Annotated in this window: 19 protein-coding genes and 1 pseudogene; 11 read left to right on the forward strand and 9 right to left on the reverse strand. The window is 57.5% G+C overall.

Features of this window, described 5'->3' with window-relative positions; translation table 11 throughout:
* Positions 1–47: 47 nt before the first annotated feature.
* The 7 genes and pseudogenes from CGLAMM_RS04265 to CGLAMM_RS04295 form a co-directional block, all read left to right on the forward strand.
* Positions 48–518: pseudogene (locus tag CGLAMM_RS04265) on the forward strand (aldo/keto reductase); the annotation flags it as partial.
* Positions 519–670: 152 nt separating this feature from the next.
* The gene (locus CGLAMM_RS04270) at positions 671–844 is read left to right on the forward strand and encodes a hypothetical protein (RefSeq protein WP_418115417.1); all 174 of its coding nucleotides are present in this window, start codon (positions 671–673) and stop codon (positions 842–844) included.
* 97 nt (positions 845–941) lie between these two features.
* A complete protein-coding gene (locus CGLAMM_RS04275) occupies positions 942–2,036 on the forward strand; it encodes a hypothetical protein (protein WP_394818816.1) in 1,095 nt (364 codons plus the stop codon).
* Positions 2,037–2,372: 336 nt separating this feature from the next.
* Entirely contained in the window at positions 2,373–3,278 is a 906-nt protein-coding gene (locus CGLAMM_RS04280) for a hypothetical protein (protein ID WP_394818817.1), read from the forward strand.
* Positions 3,275–3,826: a hypothetical protein gene (locus CGLAMM_RS04285; RefSeq protein ID WP_394818818.1), complete on the forward strand. Its 552-nt coding sequence runs from the start codon at positions 3,275–3,277 to the stop codon at positions 3,824–3,826. Before CGLAMM_RS04280 ends, CGLAMM_RS04285 begins: the two co-directional genes overlap by 4 nt.
* The gene (locus CGLAMM_RS04290; RefSeq protein WP_394818819.1) at positions 3,819–4,916 is read left to right on the forward strand and encodes a hypothetical protein; all 1,098 of its coding nucleotides are present in this window, start codon (positions 3,819–3,821) and stop codon (positions 4,914–4,916) included. The genes CGLAMM_RS04285 and CGLAMM_RS04290 overlap by 8 nt, the downstream gene beginning before the upstream one ends.
* Positions 4,913–6,304 (forward strand): NADH-quinone oxidoreductase subunit D-related protein, encoded by a 1,392-nt coding sequence (locus tag CGLAMM_RS04295; protein WP_394818820.1) that lies wholly within the window; start codon positions 4,913–4,915, stop codon positions 6,302–6,304. Before CGLAMM_RS04290 ends, CGLAMM_RS04295 begins: the two co-directional genes overlap by 4 nt.
* Positions 6,305–6,335: 31 nt before the next feature.
* On the opposite strand, the gene CGLAMM_RS04300 is transcribed toward CGLAMM_RS04295, so the two are convergent.
* Positions 6,336–7,790, reverse strand: a complete 1,455-nt coding sequence (locus CGLAMM_RS04300) for a protein adenylyltransferase SelO (protein WP_394818821.1) — start codon at positions 7,788–7,790, stop codon at positions 6,336–6,338.
* Positions 7,791–7,996: 206 nt separating this feature from the next.
* Here CGLAMM_RS04300 and CGLAMM_RS04305 point away from each other — a divergent pair, with 206 nt between their 5' ends.
* Positions 7,997–9,334, forward strand: coding sequence for a lipopolysaccharide biosynthesis protein (locus tag CGLAMM_RS04305; protein ID WP_418115418.1), 1,338 nt, complete (start codon positions 7,997–7,999; stop codon positions 9,332–9,334).
* Position 9,335: 1 nt separating this feature from the next.
* Here CGLAMM_RS04305 and CGLAMM_RS04310 read toward each other — a convergent pair whose 3' ends face one another.
* Entirely contained in the window at positions 9,336–10,256 is a 921-nt protein-coding gene (locus tag CGLAMM_RS04310) for a glucosamine inositolphosphorylceramide transferase family protein (protein WP_394818824.1), read from the reverse strand.
* A gap of 104 nt (positions 10,257–10,360) precedes the next feature.
* Complete coding sequence (locus tag CGLAMM_RS04315) at positions 10,361–10,867, reverse strand: hypothetical protein (RefSeq protein WP_394818825.1); 507 nt, start codon at positions 10,865–10,867, stop codon at positions 10,361–10,363.
* 160 nt (positions 10,868–11,027) lie between these two features.
* Between CGLAMM_RS04315 and gap the strand changes: the two genes are divergently transcribed.
* Positions 11,028–12,047 (forward strand): type I glyceraldehyde-3-phosphate dehydrogenase, encoded by a 1,020-nt coding sequence (gene gap / locus CGLAMM_RS04320; protein WP_394818826.1) that lies wholly within the window; start codon positions 11,028–11,030, stop codon positions 12,045–12,047.
* A 14-nt stretch (positions 12,048–12,061) separates the two neighbouring features.
* Positions 12,062–13,279, forward strand: coding sequence for a phosphoglycerate kinase (locus tag CGLAMM_RS04325; protein ID WP_418115419.1), 1,218 nt, complete (start codon positions 12,062–12,064; stop codon positions 13,277–13,279).
* Positions 13,280–13,388: 109 nt separating this feature from the next.
* Here CGLAMM_RS04325 and CGLAMM_RS04330 read toward each other — a convergent pair whose 3' ends face one another.
* From CGLAMM_RS04330 to dapF, 6 genes are all read right to left on the reverse strand, one after another.
* Positions 13,389–14,522 carry a type III PLP-dependent enzyme gene (locus tag CGLAMM_RS04330; protein WP_418115420.1) on the reverse strand — a complete coding sequence of 378 codons (1,134 nt, stop codon included), beginning with the start codon at positions 14,520–14,522 and terminating at the stop codon, positions 13,389–13,391.
* Between the two features lie 118 nt (positions 14,523–14,640).
* Positions 14,641–15,507 (reverse strand): polyamine aminopropyltransferase, encoded by an 867-nt coding sequence (gene speE / locus CGLAMM_RS04335; protein WP_394818828.1) that lies wholly within the window; start codon positions 15,505–15,507, stop codon positions 14,641–14,643.
* A 92-nt stretch (positions 15,508–15,599) separates the two neighbouring features.
* Positions 15,600–16,070, reverse strand: a complete 471-nt coding sequence (gene speD / locus CGLAMM_RS04340; RefSeq protein WP_394818829.1) for an adenosylmethionine decarboxylase — start codon at positions 16,068–16,070, stop codon at positions 15,600–15,602.
* A gap of 147 nt (positions 16,071–16,217) precedes the next feature.
* The gene (gene ftsY / locus CGLAMM_RS04345) at positions 16,218–17,168 is read right to left on the reverse strand and encodes a signal recognition particle-docking protein FtsY (RefSeq protein ID WP_394818830.1); all 951 of its coding nucleotides are present in this window, start codon (positions 17,166–17,168) and stop codon (positions 16,218–16,220) included.
* Positions 17,161–18,423, reverse strand: a complete 1,263-nt coding sequence (mtaB, locus tag CGLAMM_RS04350) for a tRNA (N(6)-L-threonylcarbamoyladenosine(37)-C(2))-methylthiotransferase MtaB (protein ID WP_394818831.1) — start codon at positions 18,421–18,423, stop codon at positions 17,161–17,163. Before mtaB ends, ftsY begins: the two co-directional genes overlap by 8 nt.
* Positions 18,392–19,177 (reverse strand): diaminopimelate epimerase, encoded by a 786-nt coding sequence (gene dapF / locus CGLAMM_RS04355; RefSeq protein WP_394819081.1) that lies wholly within the window; start codon positions 19,175–19,177, stop codon positions 18,392–18,394. The genes mtaB and dapF overlap by 32 nt, the downstream gene beginning before the upstream one ends.
* 96 nt (positions 19,178–19,273) lie before the next feature.
* Between dapF and CGLAMM_RS04360 the strand changes: the two genes are divergently transcribed.
* Positions 19,274–19,897: a hypothetical protein gene (locus CGLAMM_RS04360; RefSeq protein ID WP_394818832.1), complete on the forward strand. Its 624-nt coding sequence runs from the start codon at positions 19,274–19,276 to the stop codon at positions 19,895–19,897.
* The last annotated feature ends 53 nt before the right edge of the window (positions 19,898–19,950 follow it).

Raw genomic sequence — 19,950 nt, forward strand, 5'->3', positions numbered from 1 at the left:
GAGACGAGATGAAAACACGCGACGGCGCGCGCGTTGCGCCGCTCGGTATGGGTACATGGTCCCTGGGTGACTCCAAAGTGACGCATAAGGAGGAGGTCACCTGCCTTCATGAGGGGTTGGATGCAGGTCTGACCATGATCGATACCGCCGAGATTTACGGCAATGGGCGGTCCGAAACGCTGGTTGGTGATGTCATGGCGGTGCGGCGGCAGGATGCGTTTCTCGTCAGTAAAATCATGCCGAATCATGCGACGTTTGAAGGGACACAACGCCATTGCCGCGCTTCCCTGGAGCGCTTGAAGACGGATTACCTTGATCTCTATCTGCTTCACTGGCGCGGACATATCCCGTTGCACGAAACAATCGAGGCGATGGAGAAACTCAAGTCGGACGGGCTGATCCGCCATTGGGGCGTCTCTAATTTCGATGTCGAGGATATGGAGGAAGTCGTGGCGCTGACACCGCATTGCGCCTGCAACCAGGTCCTCTACAACCTCCGTAACCGCGGGACGGAGTTTGAGCTTTTATCGAAGCTGGAGGCGCATCGCATCAAAGCAGTTGCCTGTTCCCCCTCGGGCATGATGGCTCGCTGCTTCAACATCCCATATGCCAGACCATCGCTCAGGAGTATCAGACACCGGCAGGGCCGGCCACGTCAGCGCAGATCGCTTTGGCCTGGGTTTTACGGCAGGAAAATCTGGTCGCGATCCCGCGCACGTCCTCGCGTGAGCATATGCGGGAGAATGTCCTCGCCAGCGATATTCATCTTTCATCGTCATCATTGGCGGCGCTCGACGCGGTATTCGCGCCGCCAAAACAGAAACGGTCCCTGGAGATGATCTGAAAGCCCCTCCCGTTATCGGGCCAAGTTGAATCCGGTGTTCATCTCATGCAGTAAGATGGGACACCCTGGCTAAGCTCGAAAGGTATCAACGACGATCGTGACAAGTATCGCTGATATTTTGCGTGGTGCCCTCCTCCTCGTCACGCTTCTGGGTGTCGTCAGGACAAGTCACATGCCGACCCTCGCGCGGCGTGGACCGATCATCATCTCGATATTACAGCTCTTTCTGACCCTTATCTATGTGCTGGTGGCCGACGCCGGGCCCCAGGCCCGAACGACAATCCTGCCCGCATGCTGGGCGCTCTTCTGGATATTATCGACCCTTGAGGAAAGCGCGATCGCCGGGCGGCTCGGTCAGCTTGCCGGACTCGCGATGCTTTTCAGTCGCCAACCGGTGGAGATGGTGTTTTTCGCGGGCGCCACCTACCTTCTTACCGCGCCGACAGAAAAGCTGCGGCGTTTCTCTCCGCGCACCATCTGCGTTGTCGGCGCGCTTCTCGTCGCCTCTCATCCCCTGACGACGATCCTGCCGAACGCTGTCGCCATCGGCGCGGCCCTGGCCGCCCTGGCCGGTTTTTCGGCTGCGCCCGTCATGGGCTTTGCCCTGTGCGTCCATCTTCTTCCGGCGGACCTCTCCGCGCCCTGGGTGCCTCTTCTTTTCATCGCCGCCGCCATTTTTCTGGTAACGGACCGACAGCGTAACGGCATCCGCACATGGCCGCTTCTGATGCTGGGACTGACACTCATGGCCCGTCATGATCACCTTGACACGGTCGCGATCAATGCATCGCGCGCTTTTCTGATGGCGATGATCATTCTGCCCGTCAGCACTGCCCGCCGAACAATGCCATCCTCCTTGCTGACATTGCCTATTCCCCCTCTGCCAATGTTTATCGCCGCTTCCTACGCGGCTCTGGCTTTCAGCCTTTATGCTATGACGATGCCATCGGCCGCGTTGTTACTGGTTTTGCCGATATTCATCCTCGGGCTCATCCTTGCCCACCTCCTCATTCTACCCCTGACCGCACCACCACAGTCGGACGCATCCAGGGAAGAAAATTTCTTTCCACGCGCCATCTGTCTGATTGCCATTCTGATACCGGGCGCCTGTTTGGGGCTCGTCGGGGGGCGTTACCCGTTCCGGCGAGCCCCCTCAGCAACCACGCCCTCATGGCGCGACTATTCGGGATAGACTTCGGTGGGAGATTCATCTGGTGGACGCCGATAATCCTGGGCTTTCTCTTCGTGATCCTGCTGCTGCGCCAGATCGTCAGACACGTCCAGCTCAATAGTGAAGCACGAATATTAGTTGAAAATGAGCGTTTTACAGGCGATTTCCGATATCATTTCAAGACAAATAGGAATTTACTTCGGTCTATTTTACAGTACCGCAGATTTTTTCGTTCCATTGCAATAGATTCAGCTTATTTTATAAATAAAAGGGTAGCACAAGGCGATTATCTGGTTAAAATCGTCTTTTCTCTCGTCTTATTGGGGCTCATGTTTGTCGGCTTCCGGGGGCATTTTCATGGCCGTAGGCATTTGGATCACGGTCCAGATCGGTGCTTTGATTTGCGTCAGCTGGCTGTGCGCGCCCGTTTTCTACGATATCTTCCGCGTCATGAGCCGGGTCCTTGCCGGCCGTCATCCTTTCGGCGATGAGTGTCGATGGCATCAGATTGCCCGCAACTGGCGCCATCAGGGTCACATCTCCCTTCCGCCCCTTCTCGCTATTTTCTCTAACAGTCTGGCCGTCGCCATCCTGCCTTTTTTCACTCTTAGACATGCCTTTCCCGCGATTGGCGTGCCCATGACGGCGGGGCTCCTATTGTGCGCGGCCCTCCTCCCGACCTGGTATGTCGCGACGCAGCGCGGGCCGGGTGCGCCGCCCATCAAGCAGGCGGAAGCGCAATTCCTCTCATCTGTGCGTTTCGTCGTTATCATCCTGCCTCTCCTCGCTATTACGGGATTGATCATCGCCATCGGTTTCCCTTATCCGACCGATCCCGGTGACCACGCACTTACCCACCCTGACGGATTTGACACCCCCCTCGCCGGAAGCGTTTTCTGCCTCGGCTGGGTGTTGATCATGTCCATGATTGACGGCCCGGTGCCGCCTGATACGCAGGACCTCCTGCTGCATGCACAGCCGGGCCGGGACCGCGCTATATTCAAATTCAGCCACGACCTTAATCGCTTCGGCTGGTGCCTCCTGGCGTCGAACCTTATTTATCCGTCGGGCTTCTGCATGATGCAGAGCAATTTCATGACAGCTATGACCGCGCTTATCCTGCGACCTCTCGCAGGCGTTTGTGCGGTTATCACGATCATGGCAATCTGGCGGGTTATCAATCACAAGCCCCGTTTATGGCCGCGCATTGCGCTCATCTGTGTCGCCATGCTGACGATTTTATCGGGGAGAATGTTGCGATGATGCCGGTCTTCAGCCTCCTGATTGCTGCCGCGATCCTTGGCGTGGGTGGCGGGTACCCTATCCTCATCCTGAACGCCTTTCTCAGTGCCAGCCTTGCTGTTATCTTCCGGACAAATCAGCTCGGCGTCACGACCGGCATTCTCATCCTCGTGCTGAATATCGCCACGGCCATTTTTCTGCGCGCTGCCGCATATCATTATGCCGCGACAGGGAGCGGGAACCGTGATGGAGTCCGACGTTTCCTGGCGCGCGCCGGTGCCGTGGGCCTCGCCTTTCCCCTCGCCATGCAGTGCCCGATCTTCACGCCGTCGGGCGTCGCACTGATGATGATCATCAGTGGCATCGTCAGCGTCATTCTGACGGAAGCATTCGCCGCGTTTGTCGGGCTCTTCTGCGCAATGAACGGCCTGCTTCTTCTCTCTGCGCTCACGGCGCATGCTGCGTTCGTTTACGTCGCTCTCAGTGTCTGGTGCGGCCTTTTCATCATCGCGCGTCTCTCATTACCGAACATCAATTGGCCGCCTTTGGAAGGAGGTTACCGTGATTGACGCGCCATTCCTCTTTATCGTGAAAGCCTGGCCGGTCTTTGCCGCGATCACCATGGTGCTCGTCCCGCGTGGCAAGCAACGTTCCTTCGGCCTGGCATTTGCCGCGATCGGCTTTGCTCTCGCGTCGATGAGCGCGATCTTTCTTCTCCCCGTTCCGCCTGTCCCGCGTATCCTGTTTTGCGCGGCCTCATTCCTCCCACTCCTGACTTTACTCAGCGACGCCGGTATGCGCCGGATTGCACCGCTTTTTCTGATAAGCAGCGTCGCCAGCCTGAGCTGCCTGGCCGCGGACAGGCTCTCAAATGTCGTCGGCGTCATCTTCATGACGTTCGCGCTGATCATCGTCATACTTCGCAGCGCGACACATGTGCGGCCCGTCCTGGGCTGGACCCACGTCTTTGTCGGCGCCTGCATCGTGCTGCTGACAGGCGCCACCCTCTCCGGCATGATGTGGCCTGAAGCGCCTCACCCCGCTCATATCGGTGAAATCCTGATGGCCGCCGGATTTTCAGTGCTGCTTGCGGGGTTCAGACAATCGCGCGAGACGTCCACCGAATCCGCATTGGTGACAATGCTGCGGTGCGGCATCGTCCTGACCGCCATATCGGGACTGCTGAAAATCCACGAAATTATCGCGGTGCAGGAAGTTGTGATCGCCGTCAGCCTCATCGCCGCGACATTTTTATTTCTTCAAGGTTGCGCCACGATTAATCTTTGCGGGTGCTTCGTCGCATTATCCGCCGTCATGCCGCATCTCGGCGCGCCGATGATCGTGTTTATCCTGGCACTATGCCTTGCGGAAAGCATCAACCCCTCCGCTCATATGGATCGTTGGATGGAGTCCCTCCTCCCGCCTTCACCCTTACTCCCGGCGGTTCTTGCCCTCTTCTGGGCGATGAACACGATTTCACGCGCTTTCGGCGCCGCGCTTCTGGTCATCATTCTCGGCCAGTTTATGTTGCGACGCCCGATCTGGCCGCCCACCATCGCGTGGCAGACGCGCGTCAATCTTTGGCTGCTGCTTGCCCTCGGGCTGATAAGCCCCGTTTTCGTCGCGCATAACCCGTTCCTGAACGGGGTCGGACCATGACCATGCCGAATTTGGGGACGCGCGCGGCCGCGCCATCATTTCATCGACATCTGACGGAACAGCAATGGCGTGAACAGGCAGCGGCGCCTTCCGGAAATTTTATCGGTCTCTGGTGTGACGATGATAATGCCTATCACCTTTGCTGGGATCGACAGTCGCCCGTTTTGTACAGCACGCCGCTCATTGATCGGCGTTATTTCGGCCTGTCCCACGCCACGCGCGCCGCCAGCCTGGCAGAACGCGTGGCGTTGGAACTCTGGGGCGCGATGCCGTTGGACGCGCTGAGTGACGAACCGCTTCTGGACCATGAAAAGTGGCTCAGCGTCTGGCCGCTTTCCCGGCGCGCCTTGCCTTCAGCCGCCTCCTCCGCCCTCCTCACGCGCGATCCCCTTTTTACCGCCACATCGCGGCCCGGCCTCCTCAGGAAAAGCCACTCCGGCCTGAGAGTGGGCAGGTCTCACCGGGGCCTGCACAAACGCCTCCTGGAAAAATCGATTACGGAGGCGCTTCAGATGGTGGGCAGATTGGCATCGGGTGAAACTGTCAGCGCGCCATTAGTGATGGCTCAGGCGCTGGAAGCCTGTCACGGGATTGGAATTTCGCCACGCGACCGCGATGGGCGCTTGATCCTCGCGGAGGTCGAACGTCTCCGCGTCCACTTCGAGTCGATCATCGCCGTGGCGCGCCTCACCGGGCAGGAGCTTCTGGAAACACATGCAGCACTGATTTTGAGAAAATGCGAACAGGCCTGTGCGGAACATGCAGGTGGGCATCACATGATGGGCTGCATCATGCTGGGCGGCATGTCACCGGCAATCGACGCGACGGCTTTGGCGAAGGCGATCATCTCAACCCTTCCCGCGCGTCTTCCCTTGCTCGTCAAACTCATTTCCCACGCGGAGACGGTGTTGACGCGCCGTGCCACTGTGCCGCGTCATCGGGCAGAGGCTCACCTTCTTCGCGGCGTTAATGGGAGGGCCTCGGGTTATAAGGGGGACCTCCGCCTTATGCGACGTGACCCTCGTTTTACCATCAAGCTGGATGCATTGAGTCTCAAAGGCGATGCTTATGCGCGACTGTGGAACCGCTACCACGAAATCACGGAGTCTCTGGCCTATCTGACCGCGATCCATGACCACGATACGCATGAAATCGACATTGCCCGACCGGTCGTTTATGAAGCGCATGAAGCCACCAGCTTTATTGAAGGCGCGCGCGGGGAAAGCTGGTGCTGGGTGAAGTGTCAGGACGAACGCCTGACCCATTTCCACCTTCAGACAGGCAGTTTCAACACACTTCCCGTGCTTCTGGAACTTTGCCTTGCCGGAGAGGATGAGCAATTTCTGGAAGCTTCATTTGCCTATTCCCCCGCAGGCGCGGAGCTCTGACATCCGTAAATTCGCGCGAATCGTCTGTTTTTCAGGTGCCACACCATGTGGTGTGGACTTCTTCCTCCCGTGTTGGCGGCGCCTCAAAAATCGCGTTCTGAAGATAAGGATGGGTCACAGCGTCAAAAAGCTGATGAAACGGCTTCAGGTCACCGCCCTCCGCCGCGACAATAACTTTTTCAACCTGATGATTTCGCGGGATCACGGCGGGATTATGTTGTGACATGATGTCCACCGCCATTTTGAACCCACCCGGTCGATGCGTCACCCGAGCTGCCCATTTTTCGGCCCAATCCTTGTAAGCACGCGGGTTACGTAAGGCAATCTCACCCCCGACATCCGCGACCCGATCCGGCAGCGTGCGGAAAAACCGCGTATAATCCATCGATTCCGCTGTCAAAATGTTCAGACAGCCATCAATGACCGCGTTGTCTTCCGTATTACCCCCGGGCAATCCCAGTTTCTGCGCCATGAGGCCACGGTAGCGACGTTGAAAACGAGATGTAAAATCGTCAATGATGTCGCGCATCGGTGCGATGGCATCATCATCCTCTGAGAAAAGTAGCGACTCAGCGAAACGCGCCAGATTCCAGCGCGCGACATCCGCCTGGCGATTGAAGCCATAGCGCCCCCGCACATCGATCCCGCTGAACACTTTGTCGGGCACATAACTGTCCAGGAAGGCGAACGGCCCGTAATCGATTGTCTCCCCCGCGATCGACATATTATCGGTGTTCATGACACCATGGATGAAGCCAAGGCTCATCCAATGCGCGATCAGATCCGCCTGCGCATCCGCGACGGCGTCGAATAAGGAGACGCGCAACGCATCAATATCAGGGTTTTCATCACCGGCAACGGTGTCCCGATCGGCATAGAGCTTTGTTGCGGCAAAAAGAACCATTGCCCGGAGGGCGGTCACATCGCCGCGGCACGCCGCATATTGAAAGGACCCCACCCGCAAATAAGAGCGACTCACCCGCGTCAGGATAGCGCCTGGCAAGGCGCGTTCCCGCAACACGTCCTCCCCTGTGGCGACCGCCGCCAGGGCGCGCGTCGTTTTGACACCGATGGCATGCATGGCTTCGCTCAAAAGATATTCTCGCAAAACCGGCCCGATCGCGGCGCGCCCATCGCCTTGGCGGGAAAAAACCGTCCTTCCCGCGCCCTTTAGTTGCACATCAAAGGATGTTCCCTCACAGTCCTGCACCGTGCCGAGAAGCATCGCGCGCCCATCTCCCAGACTGGGCACAAACTGCCCGAACTGGTGCCCGGCATAGGCCTGTGCACCTGGGAGAACGCCCGCCGGCATATGGCATCCTGCAAGCATGGCCACGCCTTCCGTTGAAGCAAGCCAGGTCGCATTAAACCCGAGCCGCCCCGCCAGCGCTTCGTTCACGGAGAGGAGAGTCGGTTTCGAAACGGGAGACAGAGTTACGTCTCTCCACAGCGATTCAGGCCATTTCCGATAGGATGGCGCCAGCATATTTCCTCCGTTTGATAGGATGACTCAACCCGGCACAGCGCCTTTCTGCCGAGAAATATGATGAGTTTCCTGCAACTTCAATAGTTTACTTCTGCGTTCTGAATTGCGATAAAGACTCATGTAATTCCGCCATATTACAGGCTTTAAGCGCCCCCGGGAGCAAACTGAACCTTTATTTTTGGGACGTCATTCGGCAAAAGACAATCATGTCAGCGCATTCAATTCTTTATCGGCGCATTTTCAGCAATGTCAGTTTTCTGACAATTGGGCGCGTGGCCAACGCAATATGCAGTTTCGCCTATATTTCGTTGGCGATCCGTGCGTTGGGACTGCGCGATTTCGGCATACTCATCCTGATTCATTCGCTTGCAACGACGGCTTCAACCATCACGCGGCTGCAATCGTGGCAGACGATGATCCATTTTGGCGATGCGCCTTTCAAGACGGGCGATGAAGGTCTGTTGAAACAGATTATCGGGTTCTGTGTCCGGCTTGATCTCCTCTCTGCGCTGGCGGCTATTATTTTCGGGCTGATCAGTGTCATTTTCTACAGTTTCACGTCAGGTTGGTCATCGCAGGAGCGTTTGCTCGCCTTTGCCTATCTGATTGTCTGCCCTTTCAAATATACGGGCTGGGCGCAGGGCGTCCTGCGCCTGACAGGACGATTCGCTCTTGTGCCCGTAACCGATTCGGCGACGGCATTATTCCGCACATTCGGCGCGGCGATTGGTTTCTTCGCGCATATGACTCTGCAGTTTTTTGTCGCTGTCTGGGGTGGAACGGTGTTGCTGGATTATGCGCTCTTCATATTTTTCGCGATCCGCACTTTGCGGAAAGATGCCCATATCCGCCTCGACTGGCAAAGCACCTTGCTGAACTGGAAGTGGCGGCTGGAGGGCATGTGGGCCTTCACGCGCTCGACCAGCCTCAATCAAACGCTCAGCCTCGTCGCCGGCAATGTCAGCACTCTGATCGTCGGGAATCTTCTTGGCCCGGCGGAGGCCGCGATCTTCCGCATCTGCCGCCAGATCGCCGACGGGATCGTAACCCCGGCGCAACTCCTCTCACCCGTTCTTTATCCGGAACTGACGCGTCTGCGCGCGGAAAGAAACTGGAAGGGCCTGGCCCGCGTCACCTGGAAGATTTTCGCCATTCTCTGCGCGGTCTCCGTCGCGTTGCTGATTGTTTCCGCTCTGGCGGGGGGGAAGATATTTGCTTTGATGCTGCATTTGCACGTCAAGGGAAGCACCCATTATATATCGATCATGCTCGTGGCCGCGGCGTTCAGCCTGCTGATCGTCCCGCTGGAGCCGATGCTGATTGTCATGGGGCACGTGTCGCGTCTGGTGCGTGCGCGCTCTATCCTGCTTCTTCTCTATTTCCCGATATTGGTGGTGCTGACGCGCAGGTTCTCGCTCACCGGCGCGTGTTACACGGCAGCCATCTGCAATTTCGCCGTGCTGATTTACTGGGTCTGGAGTGCGCGACGATGTACGCGCCGGGCCATAAAAGGCCGGACGCACGCCCAGCCGACGCCATCGTGATTCAGGCGTTTCGGCTGCGTTGCGCCGCACGGTTTCGGAGGGCGCGACGGGCTTCGATGATGAGCAGATTGGGCGAGAGCGTGCGTTTTTTGACGTCAAAAAAAGTCAGGTCGCCACAGGCGGAGAGTGTGTGGAGCCCTTCAAGATAAGGCGCGAAATCGGGAGCTGGATTGAGACGCGGCCCGCAGGAGAGCTTGACGGAAGCGGGGCTTAAACTGTCAAACCATAAGGGCCGGATGCCACGCCCGTAACCCCCTACGCAATCCTGAACCGGCAGCATCACCTGGCCATCAATCTCGACCGCCATTCCGCCCGGTCGGGCACTGGCGTGATCGACCCGTATCGGGTTGCCGGCATGGCGCGTCCAGTGCCCTGTCAGGCGATTTGCATAGGCGCAATGCAATGCATTGACCCCGTTTTGCACAGCGTGAAGCGGCGTGTAAAACAGCCACCACATGCCGTGGAAATTCAGCATCGTTGCGTCAATGGCAACGTCCTCACCGAGCGCGATATCGCATGTTGCCTCCCACTCATCCGGGAAGGTCCGGGCGCGGTAAAGTGTCAGTTTACCGGATTGGAAGGCCTCCGGCAGCATCCAGATCTCTCCATCTGACGCGAAAACCTGCGGGTAGGATAAGTGCCAGGGCTTTTCGAGGACAATACGCGACTCGATGACGCGCCCCTTCGCATCAAGTGCCGCCCACTCAATGCGCCCATGGCGGTCCCGGTAATCAAACACTTCACTGAAAAGATGCAGGCTGTCCCCCAGCCGCAAGCCGAATGGATCGGCCCGAAACTGGTAGGAACGGGGCATGTCGGGAAGCCAGGTGACATCGAACCCGGAGAAACCGCCCATCGTCACAATGTCATCGACCGGCGCAAAGCAAAGTCCGGTGCGCCAGATATCTTTTTTGATCGCCATGTTTAACCCGGTCCCTTCATGACTTGCCGATGGCCCACCCCGAAGCGCTCAATGGTGCGACCGGGGTCATGTCGAGGCAGATCGGCCAATCCGGCCGCGTCGCCTCACTTTGGATCGATATGATAAACGCAGTGGGCGATATTTTGCTGCACACGTGCCGAAATCAAGATTTGGGAGGCATCGGCCCCCGCCGCGCGCATGACTGTCAGTAAGGATCGTAATGTCGTGTCACTGGCATGGCCTAACTGATCAGCCTGCCCCTTCAGATCAATGGGCGCCGGGCAGGTGGCCTGCACCACGAAGAGAAGCTGCGCGTTACGCGCCAAGGCAAATTTGACGGATTTTGTGACGACCGGCGCCCAATCATCCTCAGGCGTATCATCGGAGAATTTGATGAAGGGTGCTGGCGCGGGCTGGATGATGACAGGCTTGCGCGGTGGTTCAGGGCGGCGACCCGCATGGGCGTCAAACCATCGTTGCCCTGGAGGTGCGCAACTGCTCAGAAGGATGAGCATCCCGCAAGTGACCGGTGCGGCGCGCATGATATAGGCGACGCAGGATGACACATCGACCAGCCAATTCCGCCTTGGGGCAAGATTTTTATCCATCATGAGAAATGTGCGGTGATTTCCGAAGATCGGCAAGCAGAAACCTGCAGACTGAACGGTTTTTTCACAATTTGATGCTTTTCAACAGCCCCACCTCTTAACACAGCGTGGGAAAATGTTAGGTTAGGGCGGCAAAACAGAGTTTGTGAGGCTGGAGGATATCATGGCGACAAAGATCGCTATAAATGGTTTTGGACGTATTGGGCGGCTTGTTCTTCGTAGTATTATTGAAAGTGGCCGCACCGATGTCGTCCCCGTTGCGATCAACGATCTCGGCAGTGTGGCGGAGAATGCCCATCTGCTCGCCTATGACAGCGTCCATGGACGGCTCCCCGCTGATGTGAGGGCGGAGGGCGACAAGCTGATCATCTCCGCGAATGGTCGGCAGTGGGACCCTATCCATGTATCGGCTGAGCGTGACCCGACAGCCGTGCCATTTAAAGGCGTGGATGTGGCGATGGAATGCACCGGGCTTTTCACTTCCAAGGAAAAAGCTTCGGCCCTTCTGAAGGCCGGTGCGCGTAAGGTCATTATTTCCGCCCCCGGGACGGACGTTGATGCGACGATCGTTTATGGCGTTAATAATGCCATGCTCACGCCGGATATGACCGTGATTTCCAACGCTTCCTGCACGACGAACTGCCTCGCGCCGGTTGCTAAAATCCTGGATGAGACGATTGGCATCACATGTGGTTATATGGTGACCATTCACTCCTTTACGGGTGATCAGCGCACGGTCGATACGCATCATCGTGACCCCCGTCGCGCGCGCGCGGCCTCCCTCAACATGATCCCGACCTCAACCGGCGCCGCGAAGGCGATCGGCCTCGTCCTGCCCCATCTGAAGGGACGGCTGGATGGCACATCAATCCGTGTGCCTACGCCGAACGTTTCAGTTGTATCGCTGGATATCGTGCCGACACGCACGCCAGCTTCGGTGCAGGAGATCAATGACGCGATGCGAAAGGCGTCCGAGGGGCCTCTCAAAGGCATTCTGGCCTATAATGAGGCACCACTCGTCAGTGGTGACTTCAATCATAGTCCAGCCTCTTCAACCTTCGATGCAACGCAGACATCATTGGTGGATGGCGGCAAAATGGTGCGCGTCTGCGCATGGTATGACAATGAGTGGGGCTTCTCAAACCGTATGTCGGACACAGCCGCACTTTTCGCGAGCCTGTAAGGGAAGGTAGAGCAATGGGCACGTTACGTACGCTGAATCATCTTTCACCGGAGGGCAAGCGCGTGCTGCTGCGCGCTGACCTCAACGTGCCCGTTCGCGACGGTCAGGTCACGGACACGACGCGCATTGACCGCCTTCTACCCACGATCGATGAATTGGCCCGCAAAGGGGCGCGTGTCATCGTGCTGAGCCATTTTGATCGGCCCAAGGGTAAGGTCGTGCCGCATATGTCCCTCGGGCCGATTGCGGAAATTATTTCCGCGCGCCTGAAACGTGACGTGCATTTTGTGCCCAACTGCATTGGCCCGGAGGTGGAACAGGCGGTTGCCCGGCTGAAGGATACGGAAGTCCTTCTACTGGAAAATACCCGTTTCTATGAAGGGGAAGAGGCAAACGACCCGGAATTCTCCGCCATGCTGGCGAGGCTGGGCGATGTTTTCGTCAATGACGCCTTCTCCGCCGCACATCGCGCCCATGCCTCGACAGAGGGTGTTGCCCGCCATCTGCCCTCTTTCGCGGGTCGCCTGATGGAAGCGGAACTCAGCGCACTTTCCACCGCGCTCGAAAATCCGGACCGGCCTGTTGGCGCCCTGATCGGCGGCGCAAAAATCTCTACGAAGCTTGATCTGATCGGCAATCTGCTTGAAAAAGTTGATGTGCTGTTCATTGGCGGGGCGATGGCCAACACGTTCCTCGCCGCGCAGGGTGTCGCGATCGGGAAATCGCTTCAGGAAGCCGATATGCATGAGACGGCGCGCGATATCCTGACCAAGGCGCGTGAAAATAACTGCGAGGTTGTCCTCCCCGTCGATGTCGTTATCGCGGAGAAATTCGAGAAAAACGCGCCGTCAAGCGTTTGTAAGACGAGCGACATCCCTGGTGATAAAATGGTTCTCGATGCAGGGCCTGAAACCATCTCCCTCATTACAGCCAAATTAAAAGACCTGAAGACGCTTGTCTGGAATGGCCCGCTTGGCGCGTTCGAAATCGCGCCTTTCGACAAGGCAACGGTCGCTGTCGCGCAGGAAGCCGCCGCCTTGACGAAATCAGGCGAATTGAAAACGATTGCCGGGGGGGGCGATACCGTCTCAGCGCTTCGTCATGCCGGGGTCGTGCATGATATGACCTATGTCTCGACGGCAGGCGGCGCTTTTCTGGAGTGGCTCGAGGGCAAACTCCTTCCCGGGATCACGATTTTGACGGACGCCGCCCAGCACGTCATCCCGCTTTAAAGCGTCAGGTCGGCGAAACGGGGTCTTCATTCCATTTTCGCCAAGGCCTTTCGGCGCGGATCAGCATTGCCTTTTCAGCAATTTGCTGCCGGCATACGCTGCGCCCCTTTCAAATGTAATGTTCGGAGAGGGGTGCGAAGCCGTTGAAACCTTGAGATGAATAGGTCGAAACATAAGCGCCCGCGGCGAGAAGCGCCACGCGGTCGCCTTCTTTCAAATCTGACGGCAGCGACACTTTATTTTTCTGGTAGATTATATCCACCCCATCACAGGTAGGCCCGGCAAGGACAAAAGGACGTTGCGGCGCCTGCTGCCGGAGGGACACAATGTCGTAGCGGATGGCCTCATCCTCCGTTTCCGCCAAGCCGCCGAAACGCCCGATATCAAGATAGAGCCAATGCCCTTCCTGCCCCGGAAGCTCCCGCCGCGCATTCAGCACCACCTCACTACATACGATCCCGGCTTCAGCAACAAGGTAACGGCCAGGCTCTGACATGATGAAGGGCCGCGCCGCCCCGAACGCCGCCGTCAGGGCCGCATCAATTTCAGCCGCAAATTGCTCGATTTCCGGCACCGGGGCGCGATATTGAACGGGGAAACCGCCGCCAATATTGAGCATGGTCAGTTTGATACCGCGCTTCGCAACATCTTGAAAAATGCGTGCCGCCTGATGGATCGCGTCAAGATAGGCAGCGGGAGAGCCCTGCTGACTTCCAACATGAAATGAGACGCCATCGGGAATAAGTCCCAGATCCGGGGCTTTGCATAGCAAAGAAGCACAGCTTTTCGCAGACGCCCCGAATTTCTGAGAAAGAGGCCAATCCGCGCCCTCATTATCAACCCCAAGGCGCGTGTAGATTTTCGCTCCCGGAGCATGTTGCGCGATCTTCTGGAGTTCCTCATCACTGTCGCAAACGAACAATTTGATACCGAGAGACGCGGCCTCTGCGATCGATGCTGATTTCTTGATCGGATTACCGAAGGAAATATCCGTCGGCGCACAGCCAGCCGCCAGACATTGACGCACTTCCTCAATGGAAGCCGCATCAAAACCCGCTTTAGCGCGCACCAGCGTTTTTAAAATGGGTGCGGCGGGGTTGGCTTTGACCGCGTAAAAAACTTTCGCCCACGGCATCGCTTCAACCATCCGCCGATATTGCTTGGCGACACGGTCGAGATCCACAGCGAGGTAAGGTGTTGGCAAGGCACCTTCTGAGAAAAACATTTTCAATTTGGGGGTCATAATCGGCCCTCCTCAAAATAAAAAAGCAGTATCGGATCAATGAAGCACCCTCACCGCGCGCGCAGCGTCTCGCTGGACGCTTCGGGAATGATCCTCAACGCGGCGATGAAGGTAAATTTCACCTCTGGGGAAGGCAGCGATCAATATAAGGTGGCAGGGCGAAAGCGGCATTCTGCACGGAAGGCGACCAGTAAAATGCGTCACTTTTCAAACCGGCAGCGTGCGCGCGCGCGGCGATTTCCGACGTGGCGGGCAAAGTCAGATTGGCGTCCTTGCTGGCAAAGCCCAACGCCATAAAGCCCCCGACATAAGTCGGCATGGAAACGACATAAGCCGAGACATGCGGGAAGAACTGCCGACGGCGACGGCTCGTCACCTCCAGCTCTTCACTCTGCATGAAAGGCACGCCGCACTGATTAACGATGATACCGCGGGGCGATAAAATGCGCGCGCATTCCTGGTAAAATTCATCCGTGAACAATACTTCCCCGACACCGATCGGATCGGTCGAGTCCACAATAATCACGTCAAAAGACGCATCCTGGGCTTTGGCGACATAAGCAATGCCATCACCGACAATGACCTCTGCACGCGGATCTTCCCATGACGCGCCCCCCACTTGCGGCATGAAGCGTTTGGAAAGTTCGATCACGTCAGCATCAATCTCAACCATCACCGCTTTTTCAACCGTGCGATGCATGAGGACGTGACGCAGCACGCCCCCGTCACCCGCGCCGATAATCAGCACGCGCTTCGCCGCGCCATGGGTCAGAAGCGGCACATGGGTGATCATCTCATGATAAGGAAACTCATCTTTTTCCGTAACCTGCACGACGCCATCAAGCAGCAGGACGCGCCCATGATAAGCCGTCTCGAACATTTTAATGTCCTGATACGCGCTCTTCTTTTCAACGAGCATTTTCTCGACTTTAAAGCTCTGACACCATGTGGCGTAGAGTGACTCATGGATCCAGTTTTCAGTCATGGCTTACCCTTAACCCTTGCGACGCAAGGATATGCGCACCGGCAGTCAAACCGGCGCTTATTTCAAAGTGAAGACGTGGAAAATTCAGGCGGTCAGACGCCTGTTAGAACGCGGCCCCGCCTTAAAAACGAGTCATTGATCCGATCCGCCTTGAAGCAGGATTGCATCACGGGAAGCGTCTTGAGCGGGTCACAGGCCCCGCACATAAACACATCCACCGCTGCAAAACTTCGCTCCGGCCAAGTATGGATCGAGATGTGACTCTCGGCCAGGACAAGCACGCCCGACACCCCGCCATTCGGCGTGAAATGGTGAAAATGGCCGTGCAGAATCGTTGCGCCTGCAGCTACAGCCGCATCGCGCAGTGATTTTTCGATAATTTCCGGATCATCGAGATTTTTGGCACCCCAAAAATCCACGAGAAGATGGTGTCCAGCGAATTGCTCACCATCTCTTTCGATGAAATAATCTTTCTGGACGATGCCAGATTCTGTCGATGTCAGCGCTTTTTGGTTATCTCTCGGAAAGTCCGATACCATCCCCATTTGAGCAAGTGCGTTCATCACGTACCCCCAAACCAGTAGACGGCTGCGTTGGGCAAATCGCCCCCGCTTGTGCCAAGAAGCCGCCCCTTAGCGCCTTCGCTCTTAACAAACAAGTTTTTTATTTAATTGTTGCCGGATTTTCTCAATAAAAACTGATTTTTATCGTCACCCGGGTTCATTCAGCCCGACGTTCTGATCAGGTTCATCTTTGATCTGTCCTGCAACCAGGCCCTCGGCAAATTGCAGCGCTGAGAAGGGTTGGAGGTCATCTGCCTGCTCACCCACACCGACGAAATGCACGGGCAGGCCGAAATTCTCAGCAAGAGCAATCACGACACCCCCGCGGGCGGAGCCATCCAGCTTTGTGACGACAAGGCCGGACACATTGACAAGCTCTTTGAAGACCCTCACCTGCTCCAGCGCATTCTGGCCGGTCGTCGCATCCAGCACGAGCAGGACGGAATGCGGTGCCGTCTCATCGATTTTGCGCATGACGCGGATGATTTTTGTCAGCTCATCCATCAGCGCGCCTTTATTATGAAGGCGCCCCGCTGTGTCAATAAAAACCAGGTCACACCCATCTTCCCGCGCCTTCTGAATCCCGTCAAAAGCCAGGCCGGCCGCATCCCCGCCCTGTTTCCCAGAGATTACCCGCGCCCCGACACGCTGCCCCCAGATCTCCAATTGTTCCGTCGCCGCGGCACGGAAGGTGTCGCCCGCCACAAGCATGGAAGTAAGGTTTTTCCGAGCGAACCATTGGGCCATTTTGCCGATTGTGGTCGTCTTGCCCACGCCATTCACCCCAACGACGAGGACGACGTGCGGCTTGTGCGCCACGTTCGGCGTGAAGGGTGTGGCAACGGGCGCCAGGACGCGCGCGATTTCCTGCGACAGAACGCGGTGGATTTCCTCCGTTGAGACGTCCTTACCGAAGCGTGTCCGACGAAAATCCTGAATGACGCGCGCCGCGACAGCGGGGCCGAGATCCGCGCCGATCAGCGCATCTTCCAACGCGTTTAAAGCGGCATCGTCCAACGTCCGATGGGTCAATGCCGCGTTGATTTTCTGGGAGGAGCGATTGAGGCCCTGTTTGAGGCGGGAGAAGAAACTAGCCATGTGCCCCGATCTCCGCCACGATGGCTTCATTGTCAAGGGCGACAAGCCGCACGGTGATGATCTCCCCGCGCTGCGCCAGGTGAGAGGCGATTTTGACGGGCGCGAAATGCGGGGAGCGGCCCATCCCGTCTTTTTCCATCAGGATTTCAGTTTCCTGCCCGATCAGACGTGACCAGTAAGCGCGCCGGTTTGCTTCACCAAGCGCGCGCAGTCGCGCGGCGCGTTCAGTGCGTTGCGGGTGCGGCACAGGCGGCATACGTGCGGCGGGCGTGCCGGGGCGTTCACTATAAGGGAAGGCGTGGATATAGGCGATCTCACATTCCGCGACGAAATCGTAAGTTTCCTGCGCCTGGGCCGCCGTTTCCGTCGGGAAGCCTGCGATCAGGTCCGCACCGAACGCCATGTCGGGCCGTAAGTCCCGCGCGCGTCTGACGAGATGAAGGGCGTCTTCCCGGCTGTGACGGCGCTTCATGCGCTTTAAGACGAGGTTGCTGGCGGCTTGCAGGGACAGGTGCAGATGCGGCAGAAGGCGCGGCTCCTCCGCGATCAGCGTCCATAAATCATCATCAAAGGCAGCCGGATCGACAGATGACAGGCGCAGGCGCCGAAGCGCTGGCACGTTTCGCAGGACGGCGCGACACAACGTGCCGAGAGCGGGGCGTCCCAGAAGATCGACACCCCAGGACGCGATATCGACACCCGTCACAACAAGTTCCTGATGACCCGCGGCGATAAGGGATCGGGCTTTCGCAATTACCTCTTCTACGGGGAAGGAGCGTGACGCCCCGCGCCCATGCGGAATGATACAGAAGGTGCATTGATGGTCACAACCTTGCTGGACCTGAAGAAAAGCACGAATATGCTGCCCGGGCGCCTCGGGGACGTCGGATTCGAAAGGGGCCGAAGCCCATTGGGCCGCCTGCAGTTTTTCGCGGTTCGGGACGATGCGCGTCACACCGGGGAGTGCACGATAAGCATCCGGCGCGATTTCCGATGCGCATCCAGTGACGACAATGTCGGCATCAGGGTTGGCACGATGTATTTTGCGGATCGCCTGCCGCGCCTGCCTCTCCGCGCTTGTCGTCACCGCACAGCTATTGACGACGATCATTTTGCCCTGACCGGCACCGAGCCGAGCCATCTCCTCACTCTCATGCAGATTAAGTCGACAGCCAAATGTGATGATCTGTGAAGGATCGGTACCGCCTGTCGGCGCTATTGCGTCAGACAAGGGGAAATTCCCCTTCAAAAACATGGGAGGCGGGGCCGGTCATCAAAACGTGGTCATCATCCCGATAGGTGATGTCGAGCGTGCCGCCATCCAACATGACATGGCATGATCGGTCAATCAGCCCACGCCGGACACCATTCACGACCGCCGCACACGCGCCGGAACCGCAGGCTAGAGTCAGCCCCGCGCCCCGCTCCCAGACACGGAGGCGCATTTTGTCGCGAGATACGATTTCGGCGAAACCAATATTGGCGCGTTGCGGAAAAATGGGATCACATTCAAGAACGGGGCCATTTGTCGCGGCTGCCGCCACCCCGTCAAAAAATGTCGCGTGCGGGTTGCCCATGGAACATGCGGCTGGCGCGCCTTTGATTGGCAATGACGTTGTATCACAATCATAGGCGAGCGGGATCTCCGCCCAATCAAGGCGGGGCGGCCCCATATCGACCGTGATCTTTCCCGCATCGCTGACGTCACAGGAGAGAAGACCCGCCGCCGTCTCCAACACCACCGCACCCCCCATAAGCGCGGCAACGCAGCGGGAAGCATTGCCGCATGCCCCGGCTTCAGACCCATCTGGATTGAAGAACCGGACGCGAATCGCGGCTTCTTTGCGCGTCGCTTCATGCAGCAGAACAAGCTGGTCGCAACCAATTCCGAAGTGGCGGTCACATAATTGCGTGACAAGTTTTGTTGAGAGACGCAGAGGCTGGTGACGCGTGTCAATTATGATAAAATCGTTACCGAGCCCGTGCATTTTGTGAAACCGAATGCCCATTTGTGACCTTATACCGGTTTTGAAAAGCGGTTGCATCTGATTTGAGAGCCGCTGAAGTCCCGATAATCTGCTTCGGGATCAATCAGGAACAGGATAATGCCCAAACGTCAACGCGCTGAGACCACGCCGGACAGTGGTGTCCCACTGGTATGGTCGGGTCTCGGCTATAAAACGGAAGCCCTCATCAAACTGGTGCGCATTGCGCCGCCGGGCACGCGCGTCGTTGTCGATGCCAATCGACTGAACTGGATGCGCCGATTCGCCCGGCATCTGACACTTTACGTCCAGAATGGTGATGAGATCGAGGAAATCTCACGCCATGGCGCGCGCAAGCCCGGCCAGGTCTTGCAGACTCATTGCCTCCCGTCCCAGATCCGTGCGGATGGGATGCCTGTCGCTGTTGCGCTTGATATCATCATGAATCCGGACCCCGCCGCCGCATGGCAGGAAGTCGATTATCTGGTGGCGGAGGGGCTGTCATCTCAGATCGCCGCGACCGCCCTTGTCGGCACGCCGATCGATATTGCCGAACGTATTTTTGATTATGTCACGGCCGGCGTGCGCACGGTCATCCTGATGCCACCGGTTGATCGCGCACCTTTCTACGCTGTCAGCGCGCATCTTGAGCCTTTATTAAAGGAAGGCCGCCGCCGTGCGGAGCGCAATCCGACGGCCCCCGTGCAGGAAGACACCATCGCCTGGAATGACGCCGCGCTTTAGCGCGTCAAGCCACCTGCATTGACCCGACCCGAATTCTGAATAAAACGGGCATC

Source organism: Sorlinia euscelidii (assembly GCF_036452135.1).
In the GTDB taxonomy this organism is placed as follows: domain Bacteria; phylum Pseudomonadota; class Alphaproteobacteria; order Acetobacterales; family Acetobacteraceae; genus Sorlinia; species Sorlinia euscelidii.

Excerpts from the sequence above, each read along its gene's own strand:
- ftsY (WP_394818830.1), bottom strand. The coding sequence starts at position 17,168 with ATGGCTAGTTTCTTCTCCCGCCTCAAACAGGGCCTCAATCGCTCCTCC.
- CGLAMM_RS04315 (WP_394818825.1), bottom strand. The coding sequence starts at position 10,867 with ATGATGGATAAAAATCTTGCCCCAAGGCGGAATTGGCTGGTCGATGTG.
- CGLAMM_RS04295 (WP_394818820.1), top strand. The coding sequence starts at position 4,913 with ATGACCATGCCGAATTTGGGGACGCGCGCGGCCGCGCCATCATTTCAT.
- speD (WP_394818829.1), bottom strand. The coding sequence starts at position 16,070 with ATGAACGCACTTGCTCAAATGGGGATGGTATCGGACTTTCCGAGAGAT.
- CGLAMM_RS04300 (WP_394818821.1), bottom strand. The coding sequence starts at position 7,790 with ATGCTGGCGCCATCCTATCGGAAATGGCCTGAATCGCTGTGGAGAGAC.
- CGLAMM_RS04325 (WP_418115419.1), top strand. The coding sequence starts at position 12,062 with ATGGGCACGTTACGTACGCTGAATCATCTTTCACCGGAGGGCAAGCGC.
- CGLAMM_RS04280 (WP_394818817.1), top strand. The coding sequence starts at position 2,373 with ATGGCCGTAGGCATTTGGATCACGGTCCAGATCGGTGCTTTGATTTGC.
- gap (WP_394818826.1), top strand. The coding sequence starts at position 11,028 with ATGGCGACAAAGATCGCTATAAATGGTTTTGGACGTATTGGGCGGCTT.
- speE (WP_394818828.1), bottom strand. The coding sequence starts at position 15,507 with ATGACTGAAAACTGGATCCATGAGTCACTCTACGCCACATGGTGTCAG.
- CGLAMM_RS04310 (WP_394818824.1), bottom strand. The coding sequence starts at position 10,256 with ATGGCGATCAAAAAAGATATCTGGCGCACCGGACTTTGCTTTGCGCCG.
- dapF (WP_394819081.1), bottom strand. The coding sequence starts at position 19,177 with ATGGGCATTCGGTTTCACAAAATGCACGGGCTCGGTAACGATTTTATC.
- CGLAMM_RS04285 (WP_394818818.1), top strand. The coding sequence starts at position 3,275 with ATGATGCCGGTCTTCAGCCTCCTGATTGCTGCCGCGATCCTTGGCGTG.
- CGLAMM_RS04360 (WP_394818832.1), top strand. The coding sequence starts at position 19,274 with ATGCCCAAACGTCAACGCGCTGAGACCACGCCGGACAGTGGTGTCCCA.
- mtaB (WP_394818831.1), bottom strand. The coding sequence starts at position 18,423 with ATGTTTTTGAAGGGGAATTTCCCCTTGTCTGACGCAATAGCGCCGACA.
- CGLAMM_RS04330 (WP_418115420.1), bottom strand. The coding sequence starts at position 14,522 with ATGACCCCCAAATTGAAAATGTTTTTCTCAGAAGGTGCCTTGCCAACA.
- CGLAMM_RS04305 (WP_418115418.1), top strand. The coding sequence starts at position 7,997 with ATGTCAGCGCATTCAATTCTTTATCGGCGCATTTTCAGCAATGTCAGT.